The sequence below is a fragment of the Agromyces sp. NBRC 114283 genome, assembly GCF_030268405.1.
In the GTDB taxonomy this organism is placed as follows: Bacteria; Actinomycetota; Actinomycetes; order Actinomycetales; family Microbacteriaceae; genus Agromyces; species Agromyces mediolanus.
Genome location: NZ_BSQP01000001.1, coordinates 3871953 through 3897900, shown reverse-complemented (window position 1 = coordinate 3897900; position 25948 = coordinate 3871953). Strand labels below are relative to the sequence as shown.

At 72.2% G+C, this 25948-nt stretch carries 24 protein-coding genes; 17 read left to right on the top strand and 7 right to left on the bottom strand.

Annotation, left to right across the window (positions count from 1 at the left end; translation table 11 throughout):
- Positions 1-8: 8 nt before the first annotated feature.
- Complete coding sequence (locus tag QSJ60_RS18755) at positions 9-575, bottom strand: GNAT family N-acetyltransferase (protein WP_285465210.1); 567 nt, start codon at positions 573-575, stop codon at positions 9-11.
- Between the two features lie 41 nt (positions 576-616).
- The gene (locus QSJ60_RS18750) at positions 617-997 is read right to left on the bottom strand and encodes a winged helix-turn-helix transcriptional regulator (protein WP_230765719.1); all 381 of its coding nucleotides are present in this window, start codon (positions 995-997) and stop codon (positions 617-619) included.
- 119 nt (positions 998-1116) lie between these two features.
- Here QSJ60_RS18750 and QSJ60_RS18745 point away from each other — a divergent pair, with 119 nt between their 5' ends.
- The 7 genes from QSJ60_RS18745 to QSJ60_RS18715 all read left to right on the top strand — a co-directional run bounded on the left by QSJ60_RS18745 (position 1117) and on the right by QSJ60_RS18715 (position 9569).
- Entirely contained in the window at positions 1117-2457 is a 1341-nt protein-coding gene (locus QSJ60_RS18745; protein ID WP_285465208.1) for an MFS transporter, read from the top strand.
- Positions 2458-2569: 112 nt separating this feature from the next.
- The gene (locus QSJ60_RS18740; RefSeq protein ID WP_285465206.1) at positions 2570-3811 is read left to right on the top strand and encodes an ROK family transcriptional regulator; all 1242 of its coding nucleotides are present in this window, start codon (positions 2570-2572) and stop codon (positions 3809-3811) included.
- Positions 3812-3839: 28 nt separating this feature from the next.
- Positions 3840-4709 carry an ABC transporter permease gene (locus tag QSJ60_RS18735; protein WP_285465204.1) on the top strand — a complete coding sequence of 290 codons (870 nt, stop codon included), beginning with the start codon at positions 3840-3842 and terminating at the stop codon, positions 4707-4709.
- Positions 4706-5551, top strand: coding sequence for an ABC transporter ATP-binding protein (locus tag QSJ60_RS18730; protein ID WP_285465203.1), 846 nt, complete (start codon positions 4706-4708; stop codon positions 5549-5551). The genes QSJ60_RS18735 and QSJ60_RS18730 overlap by 4 nt, the downstream gene beginning before the upstream one ends.
- 22 nt (positions 5552-5573) lie before the next feature.
- The gene (locus tag QSJ60_RS18725) at positions 5574-6599 is read left to right on the top strand and encodes an aliphatic sulfonate ABC transporter substrate-binding protein (RefSeq protein ID WP_230765728.1); all 1026 of its coding nucleotides are present in this window, start codon (positions 5574-5576) and stop codon (positions 6597-6599) included.
- A gap of 1 nt (position 6600) precedes the next feature.
- Positions 6601-8115 (top strand): sulfatase family protein, encoded by a 1515-nt coding sequence (locus tag QSJ60_RS18720; RefSeq protein ID WP_285465199.1) that lies wholly within the window; start codon positions 6601-6603, stop codon positions 8113-8115.
- Between the two features lie 5 nt (positions 8116-8120).
- Positions 8121-9569, top strand: coding sequence for a sulfatase family protein (locus QSJ60_RS18715; RefSeq protein WP_285465197.1), 1449 nt, complete (start codon positions 8121-8123; stop codon positions 9567-9569).
- A gap of 486 nt (positions 9570-10055) precedes the next feature.
- Here the strand turns inward: QSJ60_RS18715 and QSJ60_RS18710 are convergent, their stop codons facing one another.
- Entirely contained in the window at positions 10056-10646 is a 591-nt protein-coding gene (locus QSJ60_RS18710) for a uracil-DNA glycosylase family protein (RefSeq protein WP_285465195.1), read from the bottom strand.
- Between the two features lie 255 nt (positions 10647-10901).
- Positions 10902-11807: a transposase gene (locus QSJ60_RS18705; RefSeq protein WP_285465194.1), complete on the bottom strand. Its 906-nt coding sequence runs from the start codon at positions 11805-11807 to the stop codon at positions 10902-10904.
- A 179-nt stretch (positions 11808-11986) separates the two neighbouring features.
- Here QSJ60_RS18705 and QSJ60_RS18700 point away from each other — a divergent pair, with 179 nt between their 5' ends.
- From QSJ60_RS18700 to QSJ60_RS18685, 4 genes are read left to right on the top strand one after another with little or no spacing between them, the layout of a single operon-like run.
- Positions 11987-12316 (top strand): PadR family transcriptional regulator, encoded by a 330-nt coding sequence (locus QSJ60_RS18700; RefSeq protein ID WP_285465193.1) that lies wholly within the window; start codon positions 11987-11989, stop codon positions 12314-12316.
- 2 nt (positions 12317-12318) lie between these two features.
- Positions 12319-12687, top strand: a complete 369-nt coding sequence (locus QSJ60_RS18695) for a DUF1048 domain-containing protein (protein ID WP_230765739.1) — start codon at positions 12319-12321, stop codon at positions 12685-12687.
- Positions 12684-13502 (top strand): ABC transporter ATP-binding protein, encoded by an 819-nt coding sequence (locus QSJ60_RS18690; RefSeq protein ID WP_285465190.1) that lies wholly within the window; start codon positions 12684-12686, stop codon positions 13500-13502. The genes QSJ60_RS18695 and QSJ60_RS18690 overlap by 4 nt, the downstream gene beginning before the upstream one ends.
- On the top strand, positions 13499-14263 hold the full coding sequence (locus QSJ60_RS18685; protein ID WP_230765743.1) for an ABC transporter permease: 765 nt from the start codon (positions 13499-13501) through the stop codon (positions 14261-14263). The genes QSJ60_RS18690 and QSJ60_RS18685 overlap by 4 nt, the downstream gene beginning before the upstream one ends.
- A gap of 28 nt (positions 14264-14291) precedes the next feature.
- Here the strand turns inward: QSJ60_RS18685 and QSJ60_RS18680 are convergent, their stop codons facing one another.
- Both QSJ60_RS18680 and QSJ60_RS18675 read right to left on the bottom strand, forming a co-directional pair.
- Positions 14292-14738 carry a hypothetical protein gene (locus QSJ60_RS18680; protein WP_285465187.1) on the bottom strand — a complete coding sequence of 149 codons (447 nt, stop codon included), beginning with the start codon at positions 14736-14738 and terminating at the stop codon, positions 14292-14294.
- A gap of 110 nt (positions 14739-14848) precedes the next feature.
- Positions 14849-15814 (bottom strand): hypothetical protein, encoded by a 966-nt coding sequence (locus tag QSJ60_RS18675; protein WP_285465186.1) that lies wholly within the window; start codon positions 15812-15814, stop codon positions 14849-14851.
- Between the two features lie 129 nt (positions 15815-15943).
- Here QSJ60_RS18675 and QSJ60_RS18670 point away from each other — a divergent pair, with 129 nt between their 5' ends.
- The 3 genes from QSJ60_RS18670 (at position 15944) to QSJ60_RS18660 (ending at position 19891) form a co-directional block, all read left to right on the top strand.
- Positions 15944-17815 (top strand): alkyl/aryl-sulfatase, encoded by a 1872-nt coding sequence (locus QSJ60_RS18670; RefSeq protein WP_285465184.1) that lies wholly within the window; start codon positions 15944-15946, stop codon positions 17813-17815.
- Positions 17816-17957: 142 nt separating this feature from the next.
- Positions 17958-18692 (top strand): FadR/GntR family transcriptional regulator, encoded by a 735-nt coding sequence (locus QSJ60_RS18665; RefSeq protein ID WP_285465182.1) that lies wholly within the window; start codon positions 17958-17960, stop codon positions 18690-18692.
- Entirely contained in the window at positions 18689-19891 is a 1203-nt protein-coding gene (locus tag QSJ60_RS18660) for a CynX/NimT family MFS transporter (protein ID WP_285465180.1), read from the top strand. The genes QSJ60_RS18665 and QSJ60_RS18660 overlap by 4 nt, the downstream gene beginning before the upstream one ends.
- A gap of 116 nt (positions 19892-20007) precedes the next feature.
- Here the strand turns inward: QSJ60_RS18660 and QSJ60_RS18655 are convergent, their stop codons facing one another.
- Positions 20008-21504: a serine hydrolase domain-containing protein gene (locus QSJ60_RS18655; protein ID WP_285465178.1), complete on the bottom strand. Its 1497-nt coding sequence runs from the start codon at positions 21502-21504 to the stop codon at positions 20008-20010.
- Between the two features lie 88 nt (positions 21505-21592).
- On the opposite strand from QSJ60_RS18655, the gene QSJ60_RS18650 reads away from it, so the two are divergent.
- The 3 genes from QSJ60_RS18650 to QSJ60_RS18640 all read left to right on the top strand — a co-directional run bounded on the left by QSJ60_RS18650 (position 21593) and on the right by QSJ60_RS18640 (position 25892).
- Positions 21593-22774 (top strand): sensor histidine kinase, encoded by a 1182-nt coding sequence (locus QSJ60_RS18650; protein WP_285465176.1) that lies wholly within the window; start codon positions 21593-21595, stop codon positions 22772-22774.
- Positions 22771-23451, top strand: coding sequence for a response regulator (locus QSJ60_RS18645; protein WP_285465175.1), 681 nt, complete (start codon positions 22771-22773; stop codon positions 23449-23451). The genes QSJ60_RS18650 and QSJ60_RS18645 overlap by 4 nt, the downstream gene beginning before the upstream one ends.
- A 104-nt stretch (positions 23452-23555) precedes the next feature.
- On the top strand, positions 23556-25892 hold the full coding sequence (locus QSJ60_RS18640; RefSeq protein ID WP_285465173.1) for an arylsulfatase: 2337 nt from the start codon (positions 23556-23558) through the stop codon (positions 25890-25892).
- Positions 25893-25948 lie beyond the last annotated feature (56 nt).

Below are 25948 nucleotides of genomic sequence, written 5' to 3'. Positions count from 1 at the left end.
GGAATCGGTCATCCGGCCGACGCTCGCCCCGCCTCCCACTCGCGCCGCAGCAGCCCGTAGACCCAGGAATCGGAGACGACGCCGTCGACGATGCAGTCTTCGCGCAGCGTGCCCTCGCGGCGGAACCCCAGCTTCTCCAGCACCCTCGCCGAGGCGAGGTTGCGCGTGTCGGTCTCGGACTGGACCCGGTTCAGGTCCAGCGCCCCGAACGCCCAGGCGAGGACGGCGCCCGCGGCCTCGGTGGCGTAGCCGTGACCCCACGCCCGCTCGGTGAGGCAGTACCCGAGCGAGGCACTGCGGAAGTCCGGGTCCCAACTGTTGAAGGTGCACCAGCCGAGGAAGGCACCGGATTCGGTGTGCTCGATGACGACACGAGCACCGCTGCCGTCCTCCGCCATCGTCCGGCTCCGTTCGAAGAAGCGGCCGACGGACTCCCGGTCCGTCCAGGGCGGAGAATCCCAATAGCGCAGCACCTCGGCATCGCTCATCAGCGAGAAGAGCGCGTCGCCGTCCGCTTCGGCGAACGGGCGCAGTCGCAGCCGCGGTGTCAGGAGGGTCGGTGCAGCCAGGGCCATCCGAGTATCGTCGCACGGCGGCCGGCCGGATGGCTCCCGGGTCAGCCCGCGGTCGGCGCGACGACCGCGGGCGTCGCGCGCTGGAGTCCCGCGTAGTGGCCGCCCCAGCGGGTCAGCGCCTCGACGAGGGGGCCCGCGCTCTCACCGAGCTCGCTCAGCCGGTACTCGACCTTCGGCGGCACCTGCTGGTAGACGGTGCGGGTGACGAGGCCGTCCTGCTCGAGCTCGCGCAACTGGCGCGTCAGCACCCGGGCGGTGGGGTTGTCGAGCAGGCGCCCGAGCTCGCCGAAGCGGAGCACGCCGTGCTCGGCCAAGAGGCTCAGGATGCTCGGCTTCCACGCGCCGCCGAGCACGGCGATCGAAACCTCGGCGTCGCAGGTGTCGGTCCATTCGCGGATGACGCGTTCGGTCTTCTCTCGCATCGGCTGCACCTCCGGGTCGCGATCGGGATGACTCCTCGCGCCCATAGTATCCAATCAGTCACTACGTGACGAGAATGTCCGTACTTGTTCCTCCGTACGGTACTCCACAGAATGGTCGAGTGACCCTCTCTCCGGCGCTCCCCGACTCCCGTTCCTCGATCCGCCGCTGGGCCGCGATGGTGCCGATGCTGCTCGGCATCCTCATCGGCTCGCTCGCGATCAGCAGCGCCGCGACGGCGCTGCCCGCGATCCGCGCGGAGCTCTCGCTCGGCGACACGGAGGCGCTCTGGCTCGTCGACAGCTACTCGCTCGCGATGGCCGCGACGCTCATCATCGCGGCGAGGATCGGCGACGCGTTCGGCCGCAAGCGGATCATCCTCATCGGGCTCGCCGGCTTCGCCATCCTGAACCTGGCCGGCGGCCTCGCCACCGGTGGCGCGATGCTCATCGGGGCGCGGGCGCTGCTCGGCATCGCGGAGGCGTTCGTGATCGCGGGCGTGGTCGCCACGATCGGCGCCCGCTACGCCGGGCGCGACCGTGTCGTCGCCTACGGCCTCTGGACCGCGACCTTCGGCGTGGGCAACGCGCTCGGGCCGGTGCTCGGCGGCGCGCTCGCCGAGGGCCCGGGCTGGCGGTGGCTCTTCCTCGGCAGCGTGCCGCTCGCGATCATCGCGATCGTGCTCGCGGCCTGGCTGGTGCCCGACTCGCGCAGCAGCGTCCGCCCGGGCTGGGACGTGCCGAGCATCCTCGCCTCGATGCTCGCCCTCGGCGGGCTGGTGCTCGCGCTGCACGAGGCGGTCGTCGCCCCGCTCGTCGCGATCGTCGCCGGTGCGGTGGCCGTCGCGAGCCTCGTCTTCTTCGTCGTGCGGCAGCGGCGGCTGCGTGAACCGCTCATCGACGTGCGGCTGTTCGGGCTCGCGGGGTTCTCGCCGGCGATCACCCGGATCCTCGTCAGCGCCGGCGCCTCGGCGGCCTCGGTGCTGCTCGTCAGCCTGCAGCTGCAAGACACCCGTGGCGCGAGCGCGGCGGAGGCCGGCCTCGCCCTGCTGCCGCAGGCGGCCGCGATCGCGGCGGGCGGCGTCGTCACGCCGCTGCTGCTCCGCTGGCTGTCCGCGAACACGCTGACCGTGCTCGCCCTGCTCGTGCAGGCGGCCGGCCTCGGCTGGCTCGCGAGCGATCCGGGGCTCATCGCCGCCCCGCTCGTGCTCGTGGGCCTCGGCTTCGGCATCGCCGGCACGCTCGCCGCGACGGCGCTGTTCGAGGCGACCACCGAGGATCAGGCCGGGCAGGTCGGCGCGATCCAGGAGATCGGCTTCGCGCTCGGCTCGGGCCTCGGCATCGCCGTGTTCGGCACGATCGCCGCCGCCCTCGCGACGGGCGGATTCGCGGTCGCGGTGCTCGTCGCGGCGATCGTGGTGGGCGCCGTGGCGGTGCTGCCGGAGCTGCGCCGCCGACGCTGATCGCCGCCGGACCGTCCATGTCCGGAGGGTTTTCACAAAGCGATGGATGTTTTTCCCGGCGAATTCTGTCGGGTGATTGACGGAAAAAATCGGCCCGCTTAGCGTTCAACGCATGCCATTGCCCACCGGAGTGCACACGCTCGTGAGACGCACGCACGAGGACCGCGTGCTGCAGCTGCTGCGCCAGCACGGCGGCATGACCCGCGGCGAGCTCGCGAAGCACATCGGGCTGTCGCGCACGACCCTCTCCGAGATCTCCGGCAACCTCATCTCGCGCGGCGTCGTGTCGGTCACGATCGACGACTCGCCGCGCGTCGGCCGCGGTCGCCCGGCCGAGATCCTGACGCTGGACCCGGCCGCGGGGCAATACCTCGGGGTGGACTTCTCGCACCGCCGCGTCCGGGTCGCCGTGATGAACGCCGCGCACGAGCTCATCGCCTCCGACGTGGCGCCGTACGAGGAGCCGGCCGATTGGGGCACCCGCGTCGAGCTCGCCCTCGGGCTCATCGAGCGGCTCGCCGAGGCGCCCGAACTGCACTACGAGGGCATCCAGGGCGTCGCCATCGGCTTCCCCGGTCCGTTCTCGCCGCGGCTGCCGCGGCGGCGCGCCGAGCCGGTCGCGGAGGCCCGCCGGGTCGGGGCCGAACTGGTTCGCACGGCCTTCGAACGCCGCTTCGGCGTCCCCGTGCTCGTCGACAACAACACCCGCCTCGCGGCCCTCGGCGAGGCCGCCTGGGAACCGAGCACCGAGACCGAGCACCTGCTGTACGTGCGGCTGTCCGCCGGCATCGGCGGCGGGCTCGTCATCGGCGGCCGGCTCGTCACGGGCGCGGCCGGCTTCGCCGGGGAGTTCGGGCACATGAGCGTCGCCGGCAGCAGCGTCGACTGCCGCTGCGGCAAGCGCGGATGCCTCGAGACCATCGCCTCGATCGACGCGATCCTGCGGCGCTGCACCGAGACGGGCGCCGCCGTCACCACCCTCGCCGAGCTCGACGCCGCCGCCGCGAAGGGCGACCCGATCGTCATCGCCGCCCTGCGCGAGGCGGGGGAGGCCGTCGGCCAGGTGCTCGGTTCGCTCGCCGTCGCCACGAACCCCGCCGACATCGTCATCGGCGGCGAGGTGGCGCACGTGTCCGAGGTCGTCGTCGAGCAGATCGCGGCGACCGTCGCCTACGAGCTCGTCCCCGTGGGCGGCTCGACCCCGCGCATCCGGCGCGCCGTGCTCGGCGACGAGGGCGGCGCCATCGGCGGCATCATCGCGCTGCTGCGCAGCTCGCCGCTGCTCGCCGGCTACGCCACCCTGACCGCCGACGACGCGTCGGCCGAGACCCGATTGCGAAGGAGCAACGCCTAGTGTCCGCTTTCCCCCGAGGAGGACTCCGATGGCCTCGATGACCGAGACCGTGACCGCCCGCGACGAGCCCGGCACCGCCACCTCGGCGAGCGCGCTCGCCGAGCCGGGCACCGAGCAGACCCGCCGCACCCGCCGCGCGCGACAGGACTCCGCGAAGCGCGCCCGCACCCTGCTGCTGAGCACGATCAGCATCGCCGCCGGTATCGGCGTGTGGTGGCTGCTGTCGTCGATCGGCTTCAAGCTGCCCTCGCCCGCCGACGTCGTCGTGCGCGGCTGGGAGCTCACCGTCGACGGCACCCTCGGCGCCGACCTCGTCGCGAGCCTCACCCGGGTGCTCGTCGGCTTCGCGCTCGGCACGATCGTCGCCATCCCCGTCGGCTTCCTGATGGGCTGGTACGCCTGGGCGCGCGGGCTCATCGAGCCGTGGATCCAGTTCTTCCGGACCATCCCGCCGCTCGCGATCATCCCGCTCGCGATCGTGCTGCTCGGCATCGGCGAGGAGCCGAAGATCCTCGTGATCTTCCTCGCGGCGTTCTTCGCCTGCGTGATCTCGACGTTCCAGGGCGTCGTGAACGTCGACCGCACGCTCATCAACGCCGCCCGGGTGCTGGGCACCAAGGACGCCGGCATCTTCGTGCGGGTCGTCGTGCCGGCATCCGTGCCGTTCATCCTCGTCGGCATGCGCGTCGGCCTCGGCGCCGCCTGGGCGACGCTCGTCGCGGCGGAGCTCATCGCCGCCCAGCAGGGCCTCGGCTACCGGATGCAGCAGGCCCAGCTCTACTACGACCTCCCGACGATCTTCGTCGGACTCATCGTCATCGGCGTGCTCGGCCTGGTCATGGACCGGCTGCTGCTGCTCGCCGAGAAGAAGCTCACCGGATGGCAGGAACGCCGATGACCACGACCACGCCCACCGCCGGCAGCCCCCGTATCTCGATGCGGAACGTCACCCGCACCTTCGACCTCAAGGGCGAGGAGTTCGTCGCCCTCGACGACGTCTCGCTCGACGTCGCAGACAACGAGTTCATCACCGTCGTCGGGCCCTCCGGCTGCGGCAAGTCCACGCTCATGAACATCCTCGCCGGGCTCGACACCCCCACGAGCGGCGAGGCGCTCGTCGACGGCCGACCAGTCACCGGGCCGGGTCCCGACCGCGGCGTCATCTTCCAGCAATACGCGCTCTTCCCCTGGCTCACGGTGCGCAAGAACGTCGAGTTCGGGCTGAAGACCGCCGGGCTGAGCGCGAAGGACCGGCGCGAGAAGGCCGAGCACTTCATCGAGATGGTCGGCCTCGGCGAGTTCGCCGATGCGCTGCCGAAGATGCTCTCCGGCGGCATGAAGCAGCGCTGCGCGATCGCGAGGGCGTACGCCGTCGATCCCAGCATCCTGCTCATGGACGAACCGTTCGGCGCCCTCGACGCCCTCACCCGCGTCAAGCTCCAGGAGCAGCTGCTCGACACATGGAGCCGCGAGAAGCGCACCGTCATGTTCATCACGCACGACGTCGACGAGGCCGTCTTCCTCGCCAACCGCGTCGTCGTGATGGCGGCGCGGCCCGGTCGGATCTACGACGTCATCGACGTGGAGCTGCCGGGCCCGCGCACCGAGGACCTGCGCCTCAGCCCCGAGTTCACCGAGCTCCGCAACCGGGTGTGGAGCGCCGTGTACCACCAGACCCCCGGCCGGCGCGTCGACGCCACCCACCGAGCCATCGCACCATCCCCCACCGCCGTCGCCTGACGGCCAGAGCAGAGGACCCCCCATGCAGATCAGGACCACGCGCGGCATCGTCGCCGCCATCGCCACGGCGGCCGCGGCCGCCCTCGCCCTCGCCGGCTGCTCGAGCACCGGCTCCGAGGCGCCCGCCGCGAGCGGCGACGCCGCGGCCGACTTCCCGAAGATCCGCTTCGGCTACATCGCCGACTTCAACGGCGGCAGCCTCCTCGCGATCGCCGAGGAACAGGGGCTCTGGGAGAAGCAGGGGCTCGAGGTCGAGACCCCCGTCTTCACCAACGGCCCGCTGCAGATCCAGGCGCTCGGCACGAATGACCTGGACTTCGGCTACATCGGGCCGGGCGCCATGTGGCTGCCCGCCTCGGGGCAGGCGGAGATCGCCGCGATCAACGGACTCGGCAACGCCGACCGGGTGATCGCGCAGCCCGGCATCGACTCGATCGAGGACCTCAAGGGCAAGAAGGTCGCCGTGCCGGAGGGCACCTCGGGCGACATGATCCTGACCATGGCGCTGAAGTCGGCCGGGCTCACGATCGACGACGTCGAGAAGGTCGCCATGGACCCGGCGACCGTGGTCTCGGCGTTCTCCTCGAAGCAGGTCGACGCGGCGGGCATCTGGTACCCGCTCATCGGCACGATCGAGCAGCAGGTGCCCGACCTCGAGATCCTCGCCGAGAACGAGGACTTCGCCGAGGAGATCGCCTTCCCGAGCGCGTTCGTGGTCAGCCCCGCCTTCGCGGAGGAGCACCCGGAGGCCACCGAGGCGGTGCTCGCGGTGCTCCGCGAGGCGATGGACTACCGCGTCGAGCACCTCGACGAGACCGTCGAGCTCACGGCCGCGAAGCTCAAGGCAGACCCGAAGGGCTTCGCCGCGGATGCCGCGAACGCGAAGTACCTCTCGGCGAGCGAACTCGACGCACTCACCGAGGACGGCACGGTCGCCTCGTGGCTCACCGGCCTGAACGAGTACTTCGTCACGGCGGGCAAGCTCGACGAGCCGACGGACGCCTCCACCTACTACCTCGGCGAGCAGTTCGTCGCTGCGGGGAAGTGACGTGACCGGGCGCAACATCCTCTTCCTGATGACCGACCAGCACCGGGTCGACAGCCTCGGCGCCTACGGGAACACCGCGGCGGAGACGCCGGCGCTCGACGCCCTCGCGGCGAGCGGCACCCGGTTCGACCGCTGGTTCACGCCCACCGCGATCTGCACGCCGGCGCGGGCGAGCCTGCTCACCGGGCAGGCGCCGTTCCGGCACAAGCTGCTCGCGAACCACGAGCGCAACGTCGGCTACATCGAGGATCTCCCGGACGGGCAGTTCGCGTTCTCCTCGGCGCTGCGCGAGGCGGGCTACAACTGCGGCCTGCTCGGCAAGTGGCACGCGGGAACCAAGCGCACCGCGGCCGACTTCGGCTTCGACGGGCCGCACTTCGACGGCTGGCACAACGCGATCGACCACGAGGACTACCTCGCGTACCTCGCGGAGCACGTGCTGCCGCCGTACGAGATCAGCGACCGCATCCGCGGCGTGCTGCCGAACGGCGGGCCGGGCAACCTGCTCGCCGCCCGCCTGCACCAGCCCGTCGAGGCGACCTTCGAGTACTACCTCGCGACGCGCACGATCGAGATGCTCGAACGCTACGCGGACGACTACCGCTCGGGGCGGCGGCCGTTCTTCCTCGCCCTGCACTTCTTCGGCCCCCACCTGCCGTACATCGTGCCGAGCGAGTACTTCGACCGCTTCGATCCCGAGCAGATCGAGTTGCCCGTCTCGATGCTCGAGACGTTCGCGGGCAAGCCGCCGGTGCAGCGCAACTACAGCGCGCACTGGGCGTTCGACTCGCTGACGGTCGAGCAGAGCCGCAAGCTCATCGCCGTGTCCTGGGGGTACATCACCCTCATCGACGAGCAGATCGCCCGGGTCATGGCGGCGCTCGAGCGGCTCGGCCTCGTCGACGACACGGCGGTGTTCTTCACCTGCGACCACGGCGAGTTCACCGGCTCGCACCGGCTCCACGACAAGGGGCCGGCCATGTACGAGGACATCTACCGCACGCCGGGACTCATCCGGATCCCGGGCGCGCCCGCCGGGCAGGTGCGCGACGAGTTCGTCAGCCTGCTCGACTGCACCGCGACGATCCTCGAGCTCGCCGGGGTGGACCCGACGCCGGCGACGGACTCCCGCAGCCTCGTGCCGCTCGTCGCGGGCGAGTCCCCCGAATGGCCGGACGACATCGTCTGCGAGTTCCACGGCCACCAGTTCCCGTACCCGCAGCGCATGCTGCGCAACGAGCGCTACAAGCTCGTCGTCAACCCCGAGTCGGTGAACGAGCTCTACGACCTCGGCCTCGACCCCGACGAACTGCAGAACGTCTACGAACTGCCGGAGTACGGCGCGATCCGCCAGCGGATGCTGGAGCGGCTCTACCGCCTGCTGCAGGAGCGAGGCGACAACTTCTCGCACTGGATGACCGCGATGTACCCCGTCGGCGGGGTCGACTACGACCCCTCCTTCGGCGGCTTCGACGACGCGGCGTACACCCCCGAGCGCACGCTCGTGCACGAATGAGGACGATGAGCACCGAGCAACCCCGACGGCCCAACGTCGTCATCATCCTGACCGACGACCACGCCGCGCACGCGATCGGCGCGTACGGCTCGGTCGTGAACCGCACCCCGCGGATCGACGAGATCGCCGAGGCGGGCGTCCGGCTCGACAACTGTTTCTGCACGAACGCGCTGTGCACGCCGAGCCGGGCCACGATCCTCACCGGGACCTACAGTCACGTCAACGGCGTCACCACGCTGGAGACCCCGATCGACGCCTCGCAGCCGACCTTCGTCTCGCAGCTCAAGGCGGCCGGCTACCGCACGGCGATCGTCGGCAAGTGGCACATGGGGGAGGGGCCCGGGCACGACCCCGAGGGCTTCGACTACTGGGCGGTGCTGCGCGATCAGGGCGAGTACTTCGATCCGCAGATCCGCACCGCCCGGGGCGTCGAGATCGTCGAGGGGTATGCGACCGACGTCATCACCGATCTCTCGCTCGACTGGCTGGACTCGCTCGAGGGGGAGGAGCCGTGGTGCCTGCTCGTGCACCACAAGGCGCCGCACCGCCCGTGGGAGCCGGACGAGCGGCACCGCGGCATGTACCGAGAGCCGATCCCGGTGCCGGCGACCTTCGGCGACGACTACGCCACTCGGGGCTCGGCAGCGCACCGTGCGGCGATGCGGATCGCCGACCATCTGACGCTCGCGGACCTCAAGGAGGCGCCGCCCGAGGGGCTCGACTACGAGCAGGCCGCGCTGTGGAAGTACCAGCGCTACATGGAGGACTACCTCGCCTGCGTGGCGTCCGTCGACAACAATGTCGGCCGGGTCATCGACTGGCTGCGCGCGCACGACGCGTTCGACGACACCCTGCTGATGTACACCTCGGACCAGGGCTTCTTCCTCGGCGACCACGGCTGGTTCGACAAGCGTTTCATGTACGACGAGTCGCTGCGGATGCCGCTGCTCGTGAGCTGCCCGTCGCGCATCCCGGCCCGCTCCGAACCGCTCGGGCAGATCGTCACGAACGTCGACTTCGCACAGACTGTGCTCGAGGCCGCCGGGGTCGCCCCGCATCCGCGGATGCAGGGCCTCAGCATCTGGCCGCAGCTCACGAGCGAGCCGGATGCCCCGACGCGTCCCGCGATGTACTACCGCTACTTCGAGAACGACGATGTGAACCATCACGCGCTCGCGCACTACGGCATCCGCACGGAGCGGTACAAGCTCATCTACTTCTACAACGACGGGATGGGGCTGCCGGGCAGCTCGCCGCACGTCTACCCGCCGGAGTGGGAGCTGTACGACCTCGAGCTCGACCCCGAGGAGCTGCGGAACGTCGTGCGCGAGCCGGCCTACCGCGGCATCCGCGAGGAGCTCGAGGTGCAGCTGTGGGAGCTCCAGGCGGAGCTGCTCGATGCGCCGCACCACTCGCAGCCCGTCCCGGAGCGGCTGCGGGCGGTCACTGGCTGAGAGCGCTTCCAGGCTGCCACGGCTCGTCGCCCGTTCGGGGGTGTTGGCCGGGTGCCGCCCGGGAGTATGCTGACGCGCACTGCGGTGGTTGCGGCACGTCAACCGTTCGAGCGGCGTGCCGGCGCACCGCGGTGGGGGGTCGACCCGGGCGAGATCGGGGGGATGCTTGCCCGGGCCGGCCGTGCCATCGGAGCGGCAGGGAAAACGCCGGCCTCCGATGTCCTTCCGGGTGGGAACCACCCCGAAGGTAGGGGGATCCTGCCAGAGTGCGGCCCCGGCCGCAAATCGACGAAGCTGGTCCGCTTCGGTGGGCGTCTACTGGCACGCTGAGCTTGTCGAAGCGGCATTGGTTCGCTGAGCGTGTCGAAGCGGCGTTGGTTCGCTGAGCGTGTCGAAGCGGCGTTGGTTCGCTGAGCTTGTCGAAGCGGCGTTGGTTCGCTGAGCTTGTCGAAGCGGCGTTCCCTTCGACGGGCTCAGGGAACCAGCTCAGGGAGCCAGGGCGGCCGCGACCCGCTCGCGCAGCACGGGCAGCAGTTCGGCGGCGAACCAGGGATTCCGCTGTTGCCAGGCCGTGTTGCGGGGGCTCGGATGCACGAGCGGGACGATCGCCGGCCCGAACTCGGCGAAGTCGCGCACCGTCCGGGTGAGGCTGGCGCCGCCCCGCCGACCCAGGTAGTGGCGCTGCGCGTAGCCGCCGATGAGCAGGGTCAGCCGGAGCTCGGGCATCGATCGCAGGATCGGCGGATGCCACCTCGCGGCGAAGCCGGGCCGGGGCGGCAGGTCGCCGTTCGGACCGCGACCCGGGTAGAAGAAGTCCATCGACAGGAACGCGAACGACTCCGGCGCGCGGAAGGTGTGCTCGTCCACGCCGAGCCAGTCGCGGAGCCGTTCGCCGCTCGCATCGCTCCAGGGGAGGGCGTTGTCCTGGGCCTGCCGACCGGGGGACTGCCCGACGACGAGAATGCGCGCGCGGGGGTCGGCGGTGAAGACGGGCTGCGCCCCGGCGTCCACGAACGCGCGGTTCGCCGGGTCCGCCACGATCGCGGCGCGGATCGACGCGATCGCCTCGGAGCTCATGCGAACGATGATCTCACCCGCCCGGATCCCTTCGACGGGCTCAGGGAACCAAGGTGGTCCGCTGAGCTTGTCGAAGCGGGGTGGGCGGGGTTTCCCTTCGACGGGCTCAGGGAACCAGGGTGGTTCGCTGAGCTTGTCGAAGCGGGGTGGGCGGGGTTCCCTTCGACGGGCTCAGGGAACCAAGGTGGTCCGCTGAGCTTGTCGAAGCGGGGTGGGCGAGGTTCCCTTCGACGGGCTCAGGGAACCAGGGTGGGCTCAGGGCGCCAGGCGGGCGCGCAGCGCCTCGGCGGCGGCGCGCGCGTCGCTCGCCGCGCGGGCGGCCCGGGCGCGCTCCCGTTCGAGCGGCGGCACCGCCTGCTCGGCGCGGGCCAGTTCGCCCTCGGCGTCGCTCAGCCGGCGTTCGAGTTCACGGCGTTCGGCGAGGAGTGCGTCCCGCTGCGCGGCGGCGGCCCCGGCGGCGGCGCTCGCCGTGTCGACCAGCTCGGATGCCTCGGCCGCGGCGGCCTCGGCGGCATCCGCCTTCTCCTCCGCCTCGGCGAGCTCGCGCTCGGCGCGCGCCCTGGCCTCCTGCTGCTTGCGCGTGCGCCGCTCGGCGAGCTCGTCGGGCGGATTCGCCCGTCGCCCCGCCGCTGCCGGGGCGACGCCACCCGCGAGTCCACCGGCGACGGCCCCGTCGAGGTCCACCTCGGTGCCGACGGCTTCGAGGGCCCGCACGAGCAGTCCGGTGCGTACGGCGTCGGCGGCCGAGGCATCCGTCATCGCCGCCTGCAGCGTCTCGGCGACCTCGTCGAGCACCGGCTGGCGCACGGGCGCGCCGAGCTGGTCGGCGAGCGCGCCCGCATCGCGGGCGAGGGCGGCGACCACGGTGCGCCGCTGCCGGGCGAGCGCGGTGAGGGCGGCGGCGTCGAGCTCGGCCTGTGCGGCCCGCAGCTCCTCGCCGAGTTCGAGGAGCTGCTCGAGATCGTCCCGTCGGTGCCTGGCGAGCTGGTTCACGAGCCAGGCGGCCGGGGCCGGGCGGCGCAGCTCGGCGACGGCGCCGGCGAGCGCCGGGTCGCTCGGCTTCAGCTCCTTCGCCCGGGCGTTCCGAGCCGCGACGAACTCCGCGGGACGCGTCCCGTAGAGCTCCCCGGCGATCTCGGCCAGTGCGTGGTCGTCGGCCATGCCTTCATCCTGCCCGCCCCGTCCATGACTTGCCCGACTTTCATGAAAGTCGGGCAAGTCGAGAAAGAAGTTCAGTATTCGGTGTTGCTAAGTACCGGTACTCAGTGATACTTTCTAGTGGTACTCAGCAACACTGAATACCAAAGCACGGAACTGAACGAAGAGAAGGGAGCATCCCGATGGGCAAGCAGATGACCGAGATGCTCAAGGGCACGCTCGAGGGCATCGTCCTCGCGATCATCGCGGTGCAGCCGGCCTACGGCTACGACATCACCGCGCGGCTCCGCGAGCGCGGCTTCACCGACATCGCCGAGGGCACCATCTACGCCCTGCTCGTCCGAGTCGAGCAGCGCGGCCTCGTCGACGTCGAGAAGGTCCCCTCCGAGAAGGGCCCGCCCCGCAAGATGTTCACTCTGAACGCCAAGGGGCACGACGAACTCGAAGAGTTCTGGAGGACGTGGAGCTTCCTCGCAGAACGTATCGAACAGCTCCACGAAGGAGAGAAGTGACCATGGCTGCAAAGTGGATCGAAGCCCTCACCGGCTCGCTCGAGCAGAAGAAGCAGTACCGCCAGACGAAGGCCAGGCTCGAGGCGCTGCCCGAGCCGTACCGCACCGCCGCGAGCGCCTGCCACCGCTACCTCATGTACTACGGCGGCATCACCGACGGCGAGACTCTCGTGCAGATGTTCGTGGACCTCGCCGACCTCTGGGAGCGCGCGGCCGTCGACGGCACGCCCGTCGCCGAGATCGTGGGCGACGACCCCGTCGAGTTCGCCGAGACGTTCGCCCAGGCCTACGGCGGCACCCAGTGGATCGACAAGGAGCGGGCGCGGCTCGTCAAGGACATCGACCAGGCGAAGCGAGGTGATCGGAAGTGAGCGACACCGCCATCCAGGTGCGGGGCATCGAGAAGTCCTTCAAGGACGTCCACGTGCTCCGAGGCGTCGACTTCGACGTCGAGCGGGGCAGCATCTTCGCCCTGCTCGGCTCGAACGGCGCGGGCAAGACGACCCTCGTGCGCATCCTGTCGACGCTGCTGAAGGCCGACGCCGGAGCCGCGACCGTGCAGGGCCACGACGTGGCCCGAGCGCCGGGCGAGGTGCGCGAGTCGATCAGCCTCACCGGGCAGTTCGCCGCGGTCGACGAAGTGCTGAGCGGGCGGGAGAACCTCGTGCTCGTCGCGAAGCTCCGGCACGTGAAGAACCCGGGCGCGATCGCCGACGAGCTGCTCGCCCGGTTCTCGCTCACCGAGGCGGGCGACCGCCGCGCGGCGACCTACTCGGGCGGCATGCGCCGCCGGCTCGACATCGCCATGAGCCTCATCGGGGAGCCGAAGATCATCTTCCTCGACGAGCCCACCACCGGGCTCGACCCGCAGGCGCGCATCGACGTCTGGCGCACCGTCAAGCAGCTCGCCGACGGCGGCACCACCGTGCTGCTCACCACGCAGTACCTGGACGAGGCCGAGCAGCTCGCCGACCGCATCGCGATCCTGCACCGCGGCACCATCATCCAGAACGGCACCCTGGCCGAGCTCAAGCAGCTCCTCCCGCCCGCCGAGATCGAGTACGTCGAGAAGCAGCCCTCCCTCGAGGACGTCTTCCTGGCCCTCGTCGGCGACACGGGCGAGGCCGAAGCGGCGGAGAACGCCGACGCGGCGGCGGATGCCTCGACACGAATGGACGCACGATGACCACCCACGCCATCGCCGATACCGGCGTGCTCACCGGGCGCTCGCTGCGCCACATCCTCCGCAGCCCCGACACGATCATCACGACCGCGGTCACCCCGATCGCGCTCATGCTGCTGTTCGTGTACGTGCTCGGCGGGGCGATCAACACGGGCTCCGACGAGTCGTACATCAACTACCTGCTGCCCGGCATCCTGCTCATCACGATCGCCTCGGGCGTCGCGTACACCTCGTACCGGCTGTTCCTCGATCTGCAGGGCGGCATCTTCGACCGCTTCCAGTCGATGCCGATCGCCCGCTCGAGCGTGCTCTGGGCGCACGTGCTCACCTCGGTGGTCGCGAACCTCGTGTCCGTCGCGATCGTCGTGGGCGTCGCCCTGATCATGGGGTTCCGCACGGGGGCGTCCGTGGGGGCGTGGCTCGGCGTCGCCGGCATCCTGGTGCTCTTCATCCTCGCGCTGACCTGGCTGGCCGTGGTGGCGGGGCTCTCGGCGAAGTCGGTCGACGGGGCGAGCGCGTTCAGCTACCCGCTGATCTTCCTGCCGTTCATCAGCTCGGCGTTCGTGCCGACCGACTCGATGCCCGGCCCGGTCGCCTGGTTCGCCGAGAACCAGCCGGTCACCTCGATCGTGAACACGATCCGGGCACTGTTCGCGGGGCAGCCGGTCGGCGCCGAGATCTGGATCGCGCTCGCCTGGCTCGTCGGCATCCTGGTCGTCGCGTACGGCTTCGCGATCGCGATCTACCGGAAGAAGCTCAGCTGAGCCGCCCCAACGCGGTGTTGCCCGACTTTCATGAAAGTCGGGCAACTCGGCGTTGGGTCGGCGCGGCGCCGCGGACGATCGGCACGGCGAGCAGATCCCCGATCCCGACGTCGCCGGGCAGCTCGGCGAGACAGCCGCACTCCGGGCCGCCGATCTCGAAGCGGGCCGCACGCGCTCGCGACGCCCGGCCGACGAGCCGGGTCTCGCCCGCGCAGACCGCCGAGCCGTCGAACTCGGCGTCGACGAGGAGGCGGCGCGGCACTCCGTCGACGCAGCCGGTCACCCGCATGAGCAGGACCCCGTCGGCCGCCGCGGCTCGGCACGGGGTGCCTCGCGCCGCCGCCAGCGCGGACAGCGAGACGCCGGCGACGATCACGTCGGTCACCGTCATCCGGGTCTCCGCGGGCCAGAGCCCAGGGGTGTGCGGGTCGGGGATGCTGAGGCGGAGCGTCGGCAGGATGGTCGTCAGGGTCATGCCGTCCGGTCTACGCCGGAGCGAGGCCGGCCGGCGGGGGCCCGACGGAGTCCGAACGGCCCGGCGCGCGATCCGAACGGATTCCTCACGCCGGCCGACGGGCGGACGCCTCAGCGGCGCGTGAGCGCGGCGGGCTCCGCCCAGCGCAGTACCCGGAGCGCCCGCAGCGTGTTCCATCGGCTCGGCTGCCCCTCGGGCGCCTCGACGACGTAGCCGCGCAGCGTCGGCCGCTGCGGTCCCGCCGGCCAGCGGCCGTCGGGCAGCCGCTGCGCGAGGAGCAGCTCGAGCGCAGGGGCGAGCCGTGCGTCGGGCGCCCCGCCGTTCAGGCGGAAGTGCTCGAGGGCGCGCAGCACGTCGTAGAACCAGTACATGGGGAACGCGAACGTCGCGTACTGCGGATTCGCGAGCTCACCGGTGCTCCGGCGGCGGAACAGGCCGCGCTCGAGCAGGTACTCCTCGCCCGTGCGCACGGCGTCGGCGATTGAGGCATCCGCCGTTCCGGTCTTCCGCTGGTACGCGCGCAGCCCCTCGAGCACGCAGAGCGTGCTGTCGAAGGACGAGCGCACCGACTCCTCGACGGGGTCGCAGTTCCAGCCGCCGTCGCTGAGCCGCTGGCCCAGCAGACGGTCGACCAGGCGATCGGATGCCTCGTCGAGCACCCCGAAGTACGCGGCGTACGCCAGCACGCCCCCGTTGACGCACTCCTCGATCTCGCCGGCGAAGAAGGGCCGGCCGCCGTCCTCCTCGGGCCAGCGCACCCCCTCGCGCACGCGTTCGATCGCGGTGCGCACCTCGGGCGCCTGCGGGTCGACGCCGAAGCGGAGCAGCACGTGCAGGGTCCACATCACGCTGTCGCGCTCGCGCTGCGGCCCGTACGTGAAGCCGCCCCAGTAGCCCCGCTCGTCCTGCAGCTCGAGGATGCGCGCGGCGAGCCCCTCGCGCGTCGCGAGCGCCCGTTCGGCGGCGACGAGGTCGGGCGGCGAGTCGAGCAGGTCGCGCTGCACCTGCCAGCGGATCGCGGGGTCGGCGTGCAGCAGCCAGTCGATGACGTCCTCGTCGCGTTCGTCCCGCTCCATGGGCGCGATGATGCCACCGACCGCCGACGGCCGCATCCCCCGGCGGATTCCCTCTTGCCCGGGGCCTGGATGTCCGGCAGGGTCGGGAGCGGGGGGATCCGCCGCCCGGCGCCCCCGGAGGGGGAGACCATGCCGCAGAAGGACCCGAGCGAGGCCATCGTCGCGCAGCAGCGGGAGCTGGCCGCGCGACTGCCGTTCGCCGACACCGCCGACTTCGAGGCCGTCGAGCGCGGCTTCCTCGGCACGCTCGACGATCCGGTCATCCGGGACGCGGACGGCACGGTGGTCTGGGATGCCTCGAGCTACGACTTCCTCGAGGGGGAGGCGCCCGACACGGTGAACCCGAGCCTCTGGCGGCAGAGCCGGCTGGTCGCGAAACACGGGCTGTTCGAGGTCGTGCCCGGGCTCTACCAGGCGCGTGGCCTCGACCTCTCGGTGATGTCCTTCGTCGAGGGCGACACGGGCGTCATCGTCATCGACCCGCTCATCTCCACGGAGACGGCCGCCGCCGCCATGGCGCTCTACCGGGCGCATCGGGGCGAGCGGCCGATCACCGCCGTGATCTTCACGCACTCCCACATCGACCACTTCGGCGGAGTGCAGGGCATCGTCGACCAGGCCCAGGTCGATGCCAGCGAGGTGCAGATCATCGCGCCGGAGGGGCTCGTCGGCCACGCGGTCGCCGAGAACGTTTACGCGGGACCGGCGATGGGCCGGCGCGCCGGCTACATGTACGGCGCGGCGCTCGCCCGCGGTCCGCGCGGTGCTGTCGGCGCGGGGCTCGGCCAGACCACCTCGACCGGCGATGCGACCATCATCGCGCCCACGATCGACGTCACGACGACGGGCGAGCGGCACACGATCGACGGGCTCGAGATCGAGTTCCAGATGGCCCCGGGAACCGAGGCGCCGAGCGAGATGCACTTCTACTTCCCGCGCTACCGGGCGCTCTGCATGGCGGAGAACGCGACGCACACCCTGCACAACCTGCTCACGCTGCGCGGGGCGCTCGTGCGCGACCCGCACATCTGGTCGCGGTACCTCACCGAGGCGATCGAACGCTACGGCGACCGTACCGACGTCGTCTTCGCCTCCCACCACTGGCCGACGTGGGGGAGCGAGCGCATCGTCGAGTTCCTCGGCCTGCAGCGCGACCTCTACGGCTACCTGCACGACCAGACCCTCCGGATGCTGAATCAGGGCATGCAGGGCGCCGAGATCGCGGAGGCCATCCAGCTGCCGCCCGCACTCGAGAACGCCTGGCACACCCGGGGGTACTACGGCTCGGTGAGTCACAACGTGAAGGCGATCTACCAGCGATACATGGGCTGGTTCGACGGCAACCCGGCGCGACTCTGGCCGCACCCGCCGCAGGCGCAGGCGGAGCGCTACGTGGCCGCGATCGGCGGGATCGACCGGGTGCTCGAGCTCGCCCGGCAGGCGTTCGCCGACGGCGACCTCCGCTGGGCGGCGACGCTCTGCGACCACGCCGTGTTCGCGGAGCCGGACAACGAGGCCGCCAAGGAGCTCTACGCCGACACGCTCGAGCAGCTCGGCTACGGCGCGGAGAACGGCACGTGGCGGAACTTCTTCCTCTCGGGGGCGACCGAGCTGCGCGAGGGCAACTTCGGCACGCCGACCACGACGAACGCGCCCGCGATCCTCGCCCAGCTCACGCCGGAGCAGCTCTTCGACGCCGTCGCGATCACGGTCGACGGCCCGCGGGCGTGGGACCTCGACCTCGCCTTCGACCTCGTGCTCACCGACCTCGACCGGAGCTTCCGGCTGACGCTGCGGAACGGGGTGTTCGTATACGTGGAGCGCGAGCCCGCCGACGACGGGGCGCTGCGGCTGTCGCTCACGAAGCCGCGGCTGATCGCCCTCGCGGGCGGCGACCTCGATTCGCCCGGGATCGACGCCGTCGGCGACACGGGTGTGCTGTCGCAGCTGCTCGGGGTGCTCTCGAAGGGCGACACGGCGTTCGACATCGTGCTGCCGTAGCGCGGAGGCGCCGCCGATCGGTCGTGCCGAGGCGCGCCGCGGTTCGGCGCCGTGCCGCGGCGCCCGGCCGCGCCGGGACGGCCCGGCGGGAGCGCGACATCTTTTGTCCGACATTTGGCTCTATTGCGGCTAGGCTGGATCGGTGCCCGGAATCACCCCCAACATCCCCCTGTCCGCCCAACTCGCCGACGAGCTCCGCCGCCGCATCGCCGAGGGGGAGTACGCCGTCGGCGCGCTCCTGCCGACCGAGGCCGAGCTGGCCGCCGAGTTCGAGGTGAGCCGCAACAGCCTGCGCGAGGCGATCCGCTCGCTCGTGCACGCCGGGCTCCTCGGCGCCCGCGCCGGCTACGGCACCTTCGTCGTCGCCGCGAGCGACGTCGCCCCGGCGCTCGCCCGGCGGCTCGACCACGACCGCGCCGAGGACGTCGCCGAGGTGCGGCTCCTGCTCGAGCGCGAGGGCGCCCGGCTCGCCGCCCTGCGTGCGGGTGAACCCGAGCGTCGCGCCATCCTCGAAGCCCTCGCCGCCCGGGCCGCCGCCGAGACGGCGCCGGAGTACGCGGCCGCCGACGTGCGCTTCCACCGCGCGGTGCAGGATGCCTCGGGCAACGCACTCCTCGCCGAGCTCTACCGCGGGGTCGGCGGCAACGAGCAGGCGCTCGCGCCGCTCTCGGGGCCCGAGGTCGACCTCGCCGCGCAGCGCGCCGCGTTCGGGCACGTCGACGACGCCCACGCCGAGCTCGCCGAGGCGATCGTCGCCCGCGATCCCGACGCCGCGGCTGAGGCCGCGGAACGGATGGTCCGCCTCGCCCACGAGCAGACCGGATTCCCCGGCGCCGTCACCGGCACCGCCGCGAGCGACGCCGAGGCCGCCCGATGAGCCGCGGGGGAGCGGCCCGCGCCCTCAGCCCCGCGCTCGTGCTCGCGGGGCTGCTGCTCGTCGCGGCGAACCTCCGTGCCGGCATCACCACGGTCGGCCCGGTCCTCGGCGAGCTGCAGCAGGATCTCGGGCTGGCCTCGCTCGAGGCATCCGTGCTCATCAGCCTGCCGCTCGTCGCCTTCGCGATCGTCTCGCCGATCGCGCCGGCGGTCGCGAGCCGCATCGGCCTCGAGCGATCGCTCGGCATCGCCCTCGCCGCGCTCGCCGTCGGTCTCGTCGTGCGCTCGCTGCCCGGCCTGCCGCTGCTCTGGATCGGCACCGCCCTGCTCGGTGTCGCGATCGCCGTGCTGAACGTCGTGCTGCCCGCGGTCGTGAAGCGCGACTTCCCGAAGCGCATCGGCCAGGTCACCGGCGCCTACTCGGCCGTGCAGGCCGCCTTCGCCGCACTGGCCGCCGGCGTCGCCGTGCCCGTCGCGGGCGCATCGGCGCTCGGCTGGCGGCTGCCGCTCGGCATGTGGGCCGGACTCGCGCTCCTCGCGATCGCGGTGATGCTGCCGCAGTTCCGGCGCACCACCCACCTCTCGGCGCAGGACCTCGCCGACGCCGAGCACCCCGACCTCTCCGGGCTGCGCTCGCCGTGGCGCTCGGCGATCGGCTGGCAGGTCACCGCGTTCATGGGGCTGCAGTCGCTCGGCTTCTACGTGCTGATCACTTGGCTGCCCTCGATCGAGGCCTCGGCGGGGATCGACCGGGCGTCGGCGGGCCTCCACCAGCTGCTGCTGAACGGGGCGGGCATCGCGGGGAGCCTCGCGGCATCCGCGCTCATCCCGAGACTCCGCGACCAGCGCTGGCTCGCCGCGGGCAGCTCGGCGCTCTTCCTCGGCTCGGTGCTCGGGGTGCTGCTCGCGCCGCAGCTCGCCGCCGGGTGGGCGGTGCTCGCGGGCATCGCGGGCGGATCGAACATCGTGATCGCGCTGAGCTCGTTCGGCCTGCGCACGAGCCACCACGCGCAGGCGGCCTCGCTGTCCGGCATGGCGCAGTCGGTCGGCTACACGCTCGCCGCGATCGGGCCGATCGCGGTCGGCCTCATGCACGACGTCACCGGCTCGTGGACGCCGCCGCTGCTCGTGCTCGCCGGGCTCGTGTGCCTCACGGTCGTCTTCGGCTTCCTGGCCGGGCGGGACCGCGTGCTCCGCTGAGCGCGGGGGTTGCCCGCCCGGCGCCCGGCCGCTCCGGCCCGCCGAGGGGGTCGTTCTGCGACATCCGTTCCGTCCCGGCGGCGCGCCCGCGTCGGAAAGCGACCCCCGCGGCGCGCTCAGGGGGTCGCCGCGCGGCGGCGCGCCCTCGCGTAGCCCGCGAGGCGGCAGACCAGAGCGGCGAGCCCGAGCCCGACGCACACCAGGCCGAGGATCGCCGCCATCGGCAGCAGCCACACCGTCACCACCCAGTTCGTGACGAGCCCCGCTTTCGCGTTCATCAGCATCGGCAGCAGCGCCCCGGCGACGACGAGCAGCGCGATCGGCAGCAGCCGCAGCGCCACGAGCGGGCGCTTCGCGAACACGCGACGGCGCGCCCAGCGCGGCGCCCGCACGATCGCGACGATCAGAAGGATGCCGATGACGAGCGTGAGCGCGAGCAGCACCGCGTTCAGCACGGTGAACGGATTCTCGATCGGCAGCACGGGGTCGCCCGTGACCGTCGCGAAGAGATTCGCGGACAGCTCGCCCGGCGAACCGGCCGCGTTCGTCAGCACGACCACGGCGGTGCCGTCGCCGGGCGAGAAGACCACGTCGCCCGTCCAGGTCGCGAGCGTGCCGCCGTGCCCGACCAGCGGGATGCCCGACGGGGTGCGCCGCTCCTGCCAGCCGAGTGCATAGCCGTCGCTCGCGGCCGTCGCGCGGTGCAGGGTCGCGAGCGAGTCCGCGCCGAGCAGGCCGACCGTCGCGCCGGTGTTGAAGCGCATCCAGCGCACGAGGTCGTCGAGCGTCGAGATCACGCCGCCGTTGCCGGCGCAGAGGCCCGGCATCTCCGGCACGTCGACGGCGAAGCCGAGCACGACCTCGTAGCCGTCGGCCACGCCGGGGACCTCGTCGGAGCAGCCCTCCGTGGCGAGCGTGTCCGCCATGCCCAGCGGCGCGAAGAGCTCCGTCTCGAGGAACTCGTCGAACGGCCGGCCCGAGACGACTTCGACGAGCCGGGCGGCGATCGCGTAATTCGTGTTGTGGTACTCGAACTGCGTGCCGGGGTCCCAGGCGAGGTGCCGGTCCGCGAGGCGCGCGACGGCCTCCTCCGCGCTGCCGGCGGGCGGCAGCGCATACTCGTCGTTCGTGCGGATCGAGAGCCCGGAGCGGTGCATCAGGAGCTGCCGCACGGTGACGTCGCCGGCGCGCGGGTCGTCGAGGCGGAACTCCGGCAGCAGGCCCGCCACCGGATCGTCGAGGCCGAACTCGCCGCGCTCGACGAGCAGCATGACCGCGGTCGCCGTCATCGACTTGCTGATCGAGGCGATCCGGAACGGGGTGCTCGCGGTCACCTTCCGGCCGTCGCCGTCCTGCCCGCTCGTCACCCGCTCCACCCCGCCGCCGGTGATGAGCGCCGCGGCGACGCCGGGGGTGCCGTATACCGCGCGGTAGTCCTCGACGAGCTGGGCTGCCGAGGGCGCGGATGCCTCGGGAGGCTCGGGCGGCTCGCTCGCCGCAGTCGCCGCCCCGGCGGGCGAGCCCACGGCGAGGAGGAGCGCGGCGAGGGCCGCGGCGCCGCCGAGGGCGAGCCGGCGCGCGAGGGTGGATTCACGGGGGAGCGACTGGTGCATGCCAGGAACGGTATGCATCTCCCGAGGGGCGGACATCACCCCGCGGGATGAGGCAGGCATCCGCCGCTCGTGGGATCGTTGCGGCAGCATGCATCCTGAACCTCCGTCCGCCGTCCACCCCGCCGCGCAGCCCGGCCGGGGCTGGCGGCGCGCCGCGCTCGCGAGCCACCTCGTGCTCGCCCCGGCCTCGGCCGCGGTGATCGTGCTCATCGCCTTCAGCGGCGGCGGCCCCTGGCTCGTCGCTGCGACCGTCGCCGTGGCCGTCGCGCTGCACCTCGCAGTGGTGCTCGCCGTTCGCCACCCCGACGTCGGCTTCGCGCTCGCCTCAGTGGCGATGCTCGCGCTCGTGCTGCTGCCCATGCCCGGCTGGTCGCCGAGCCTGCTGCCCTCGGCGGGGTGCTTCCTGCTGGTGCTCTGGCGTCAGGCGGAGCTCGGTGCGCGCCTGCGGCGCCTCCTCGCGCTCGCCGTCGGCCTTCTCGGCGTGCTGCTCGCGGAGCTCGTCGCCGTCTCACGGTCGAGCGAAATCGAGCCGACGTGGATGCGGGTGACCGAGGGGGCGCTGCTCGCCGGCGCCGTCGTCGGTGTCTGGCTCGCGGCGATCGCGGCGACCCGACGACGGCAGCGCGTGGCGTCCGCGCAGGCCGCCCGCATCGAGGAGGCGCGCCGGGCCGAGCGCGCCGGCATCCGCGGCGACCTGCACGACGTCATCGCCCACTCGCTCACGGTCATGATCGCGCGCGCCGAGGCCGCGGCGCTCGCCACCGTCGACCCGGGCGCCGAGGCGGAGCTGCTGGAGATCGCCGAGTCGGGGCGCGACGCCCTCGACGGCTTGCGCGCGATGCTCGCGGTGCTCGACGCCGATCCGGGGGCCACGCCCGAGCTGCCGCTCTCGCTCGAGGCGCTGCCGACGATGGTCGCCGCTGCGTCGACCTCGTTGCACACCGTCGAGCTCGTCGAGGAGGGCGAGCGCGGGCCGCTGTCCCTGCGCGCCGAGCTCGCGCTCGTGCGGCTCGTGCAGGAGGCGATCACGAACGCGTTGCGGCACGTGCAGCCGCCGCTCGCAGTGCGGGTGCGGCTGCGCTGGGAGCCGCAGCGGGTGCTGGTGGTGGTGCAGGACGACGGCGGGAGCGGGCCGCGCCGGGCGCGCGGCTCCGGGTCCGGGCTGTCGGGCGTGCGCGAGCGGGTGCTCGCCGCGGACGGGACGTTCGAGGTGACGGAGGAGGGCGGATGGCGACTCGAGGCGATGCTCCCGGTGCGGGAGAAGCGATGAGGCCGGTGCGGGTGCTGCTCGCGGAGGATCAGGCGATGTTGCGCGGGGCGCTGCGCGCCCTGCTCGAGGTCGACCCCGGCATCGAGGTCGCCTTCGACGTCGGCGACGGTGCGGCCGCCGTCGAGCTCGTGCGCGCGCACCGCGTCGACGTCGTGCTGATGGACCTGCGGATGCCTCGCCTCGACGGGGTGCGCGCCACCGCGGAGATCACCCGGCTCGCGCCGGCCACCCGCGTGCTCGTGCTCACGACCTTCGACGCGGACGAGCTCGTCGTCGCCGCGATCCGGGCGGGCGCCTGCGGCTACGTCACGAAGGACATCCGGCCCGCCGCCCTGCGCCAGGCGGTGCTCGACGTCGCCGACGGCAGCGCCGCGCTCGCGCCGGGGGTCGCGGAGAAGGTGATCGGCCTGCTCCGACAGGCGCCCGTCGCCGATCCCGACGCGCTCGCCCCGCTCACGGCGCGCGAGCGCGAGATCTTCGGGCTCATCGTCGCCGGTCGCTCGAACGACGAGATCGGGGCGAAGCTGCACCTCACCCGCAACACCGTGAAGACGCACGTGCGCGCGGTGCTCGGCAAACTGGGCCTCCGCGACCGCGTGCACGCCGTGATCTACGCCTACGAGCACGGGGTCGCCCCCCGAGACGGGTTCTTGAGTCCGCCTCGCATCTCGCCCTAGGCTGCGAGCAGGCGAGGCGACGGCGGCGAACACGCCGCAGGATCCGGGGGGACGCGGTCGGCCCGCCCGCCGCAACGGCGCGGCACCGCGGAGTCGAGGTCGACATGACGGGCGAGCGCACATCGGTCATCGGGGAGGCGCTGCCCACGGCGCGCACGCTGCCGTTCCCGCCGAAGGCGTCAGGCAGCACCGCCGGGCGGACGCTGCAGGAATCCACCTACTCGCCGAGACCGCCCGAGCGGCGGCTCCCGGCCGACGCGCCGAACGTGCTCGTCATCCTCATCGACGACGCCGGCCCGGCCCTGCCGAAACCGCTCGGCGGCCTCGTCGAGACGCCGACGCTCGCCCGAATCCGCGAGGGCGGCATCGGCTTCAACCGCTTCCACACCACCGCGATGTGCTCGCCCACCCGCGCGTCGCTGCTGACCGGACGCAACCACCACCGCGTCGGCAACGGCCAGATCGCCGAGCTCGCGAACGATTGGGACGGCTACTCGGGGCACATCCCGAAGTCGAGCGCGACGATGGCCGAAGTGCTGCGCCAGTACGGCTACTCGACCGCGGCGTGGGGCAAATGGCACAACACCCCCGCCGAGGAGACGACCGCGGCCGGCCCCTTCGACCGCTGGCCCACCGGCTACGGCTTCGAGTACTTCTACGGCTTCCTCGCCGGCGAGGCATCCCAGTACGAACCCAACCTCGTGCGGAACACGACGACCGTGCTGCCGCCGCGCTCGCCCGAGGACGGCTACCACCTGAGCGAGGACCTCGCCGACGACGCGATGCGCTGGCTGCGCGACCACAAGGCGAACGCGCCCGAGCAGCCCTTCTACCTGTACTGGGCGACCGGGGCCATCCACGGCCCGCACCACATCATGAAGGAGTGGGCCGACAAGTACGCCGGCGTCTTCGACGACGGCTGGGACGCCTACCGCGAGGAGGCCTTCGCCGGGGCGAAGGCGGCGGGCTGGATCCCCGACGACGCCGAGCTCACCCCGCGGCCCGAGAACCTGCAGGGCTGGGACGAGATCCCCGAGCACCAGAAGCCCTTCCAGCGGCGCCTGATGGAGATCGCCGCGGGATTCGGCGAGCACGCCGACGTGCAGGCCGGTCGGCTCATCGACGAGCTCGAGCGGCTCGGCTACCTCGACGACACGATCATCGTGTACATCTGGGGCGACAACGGATCCTCGGGCGAGGGGCAGAACGGCACCATCAGCGAACTGCTCGCGCAGAACATGATCCCGACGACCGTCGACCAGCACCTCGCCGCGCTCGAGGAACTCGGCGGCCTCGACGCGCTCGGCACCCCGGCGACCGACAACCAGTACCACGCGGCGTGGGCCTGGGCCGGGTCGACGCCCTACCAGGGCATGAAGCTCATGGCCTCCCACCTGGGCGGCACCAGGAACCCCATGTTCATCCAATGGCCGGGCCGGATCGCGGCGGATGCCTCGCCGCGCACGCAGTTCCACCACGTCATCGACCTCGTGCCGACGATCTACGAGATCATCGGCATCCAGCCGCCGGAGACGGTGAACGGCATCCCGCAGATCCCCATTGACGGCACGAGCTTCGCCTACGCGATCGACGACGCCGCGGCCGAGGGGCGGCACCGGGTGCAGTACTTCGAGATCATGGGCAGCCGGTCGATCTACGCCGACGGCTGGCTCGCCTCGGCGACGGGGCCTCGGCTGCCCTGGGTGCCCGGCGCCCCTCCCGGCATCGCGACCTGGACGCCGGACGCCGATCCGTGGGAGCTCTACCACCTCGACGAGGACTGGAGCCAGGCGCGCGACCTCGCCGCCGAGCATCCCGAGAAGCTCGCGCAGTTGAAGGAGCTCTTCGCGATCGAGGCGGCGCGCAACGAGGTGCTGCCCGTCGGCGGCGGGCTGTGGGTGCCCGTCTACCACCCGGAGTACCGGCTCGGGCCGGCCTACACGGAGTGGGAGCTCTCGGGCGACACGGTGCGGATCCCGGAGTTCTGCGCGCCCGCGCTCGGGAACACGCCGAACCTGGTCACCATCCGGGCCACGCTGCCCGAACGGGCGAACGGCGTGTTCTACAAGCTCGGCGGCGCGGGCGGCGGGCTCACCGCGTACCTGCTCGACGGCGTGCTGCACTACGAGTACAACCTGTTCCTCGTGCAGCGGACGATCATCGCGGCGGACGCCCCGTTGCCGGCGGGCGAGGCGACGATCGAGATCGAGACGGCGTACGTGGAGCGACGGCCCGGTGGCCCGCTCTCGGTCGTGCTGCGGGTCGACGGCACCGAGGTGGCGAGCGGCACGGTGCCGGCGAGCGCCCCGCTGCTCTTCTCGGCGAACGACTGTCTCGACATCGGGCGTGCCTACGGCGGCGCGGTGTCGCGGGCGTACGCCGAGCGGATGCCGTTCGCCCTCGACGGCACGATCGACACCGTGCACATCGCCTACCGCTGAGCCGCCGGCCCGGCCGGCTCCGCCACCCCACCCGGGGCAAGACGTCAGTATTCGTG

Bases quoted from the DNA above. Each gene is read 5' to 3' on its own strand.
- QSJ60_RS18755 (WP_285465210.1), bottom strand. From the start codon at position 575: ATGGCCCTGGCTGCACCGACCCTCCTGACACCGCGGCTGCGACTGCGC.
- QSJ60_RS18750 (WP_230765719.1), bottom strand. From the start codon at position 997: ATGCGAGAGAAGACCGAACGCGTCATCCGCGAATGGACCGACACCTGC.
- QSJ60_RS18740 (WP_285465206.1), top strand. From the start codon at position 2,570: ATGCCATTGCCCACCGGAGTGCACACGCTCGTGAGACGCACGCACGAG.
- QSJ60_RS18735 (WP_285465204.1), top strand. From the start codon at position 3,840: ATGGCCTCGATGACCGAGACCGTGACCGCCCGCGACGAGCCCGGCACC.
- QSJ60_RS18730 (WP_285465203.1), top strand. From the start codon at position 4,706: ATGACCACGACCACGCCCACCGCCGGCAGCCCCCGTATCTCGATGCGG.
- QSJ60_RS18725 (WP_230765728.1), top strand. From the start codon at position 5,574: ATGCAGATCAGGACCACGCGCGGCATCGTCGCCGCCATCGCCACGGCG.
- QSJ60_RS18715 (WP_285465197.1), top strand. From the start codon at position 8,121: ATGAGCACCGAGCAACCCCGACGGCCCAACGTCGTCATCATCCTGACC.
- QSJ60_RS18710 (WP_285465195.1), bottom strand. From the start codon at position 10,646: ATGAGCTCCGAGGCGATCGCGTCGATCCGCGCCGCGATCGTGGCGGAC.
- QSJ60_RS18705 (WP_285465194.1), bottom strand. From the start codon at position 11,807: ATGGCCGACGACCACGCACTGGCCGAGATCGCCGGGGAGCTCTACGGG.
- QSJ60_RS18700 (WP_285465193.1), top strand. From the start codon at position 11,987: ATGGGCAAGCAGATGACCGAGATGCTCAAGGGCACGCTCGAGGGCATC.
- QSJ60_RS18695 (WP_230765739.1), top strand. From the start codon at position 12,319: ATGGCTGCAAAGTGGATCGAAGCCCTCACCGGCTCGCTCGAGCAGAAG.
- QSJ60_RS18685 (WP_230765743.1), top strand. From the start codon at position 13,499: ATGACCACCCACGCCATCGCCGATACCGGCGTGCTCACCGGGCGCTCG.
- QSJ60_RS18680 (WP_285465187.1), bottom strand. From the start codon at position 14,738: ATGACCCTGACGACCATCCTGCCGACGCTCCGCCTCAGCATCCCCGAC.
- QSJ60_RS18675 (WP_285465186.1), bottom strand. From the start codon at position 15,814: ATGGAGCGGGACGAACGCGACGAGGACGTCATCGACTGGCTGCTGCAC.
- QSJ60_RS18670 (WP_285465184.1), top strand. From the start codon at position 15,944: ATGCCGCAGAAGGACCCGAGCGAGGCCATCGTCGCGCAGCAGCGGGAG.
- QSJ60_RS18660 (WP_285465180.1), top strand. From the start codon at position 18,689: ATGAGCCGCGGGGGAGCGGCCCGCGCCCTCAGCCCCGCGCTCGTGCTC.
- QSJ60_RS18655 (WP_285465178.1), bottom strand. From the start codon at position 21,504: ATGCACCAGTCGCTCCCCCGTGAATCCACCCTCGCGCGCCGGCTCGCC.
- QSJ60_RS18650 (WP_285465176.1), top strand. From the start codon at position 21,593: ATGCATCCTGAACCTCCGTCCGCCGTCCACCCCGCCGCGCAGCCCGGC.
- QSJ60_RS18645 (WP_285465175.1), top strand. From the start codon at position 22,771: ATGAGGCCGGTGCGGGTGCTGCTCGCGGAGGATCAGGCGATGTTGCGC.
- QSJ60_RS18640 (WP_285465173.1), top strand. From the start codon at position 23,556: ATGACGGGCGAGCGCACATCGGTCATCGGGGAGGCGCTGCCCACGGCG.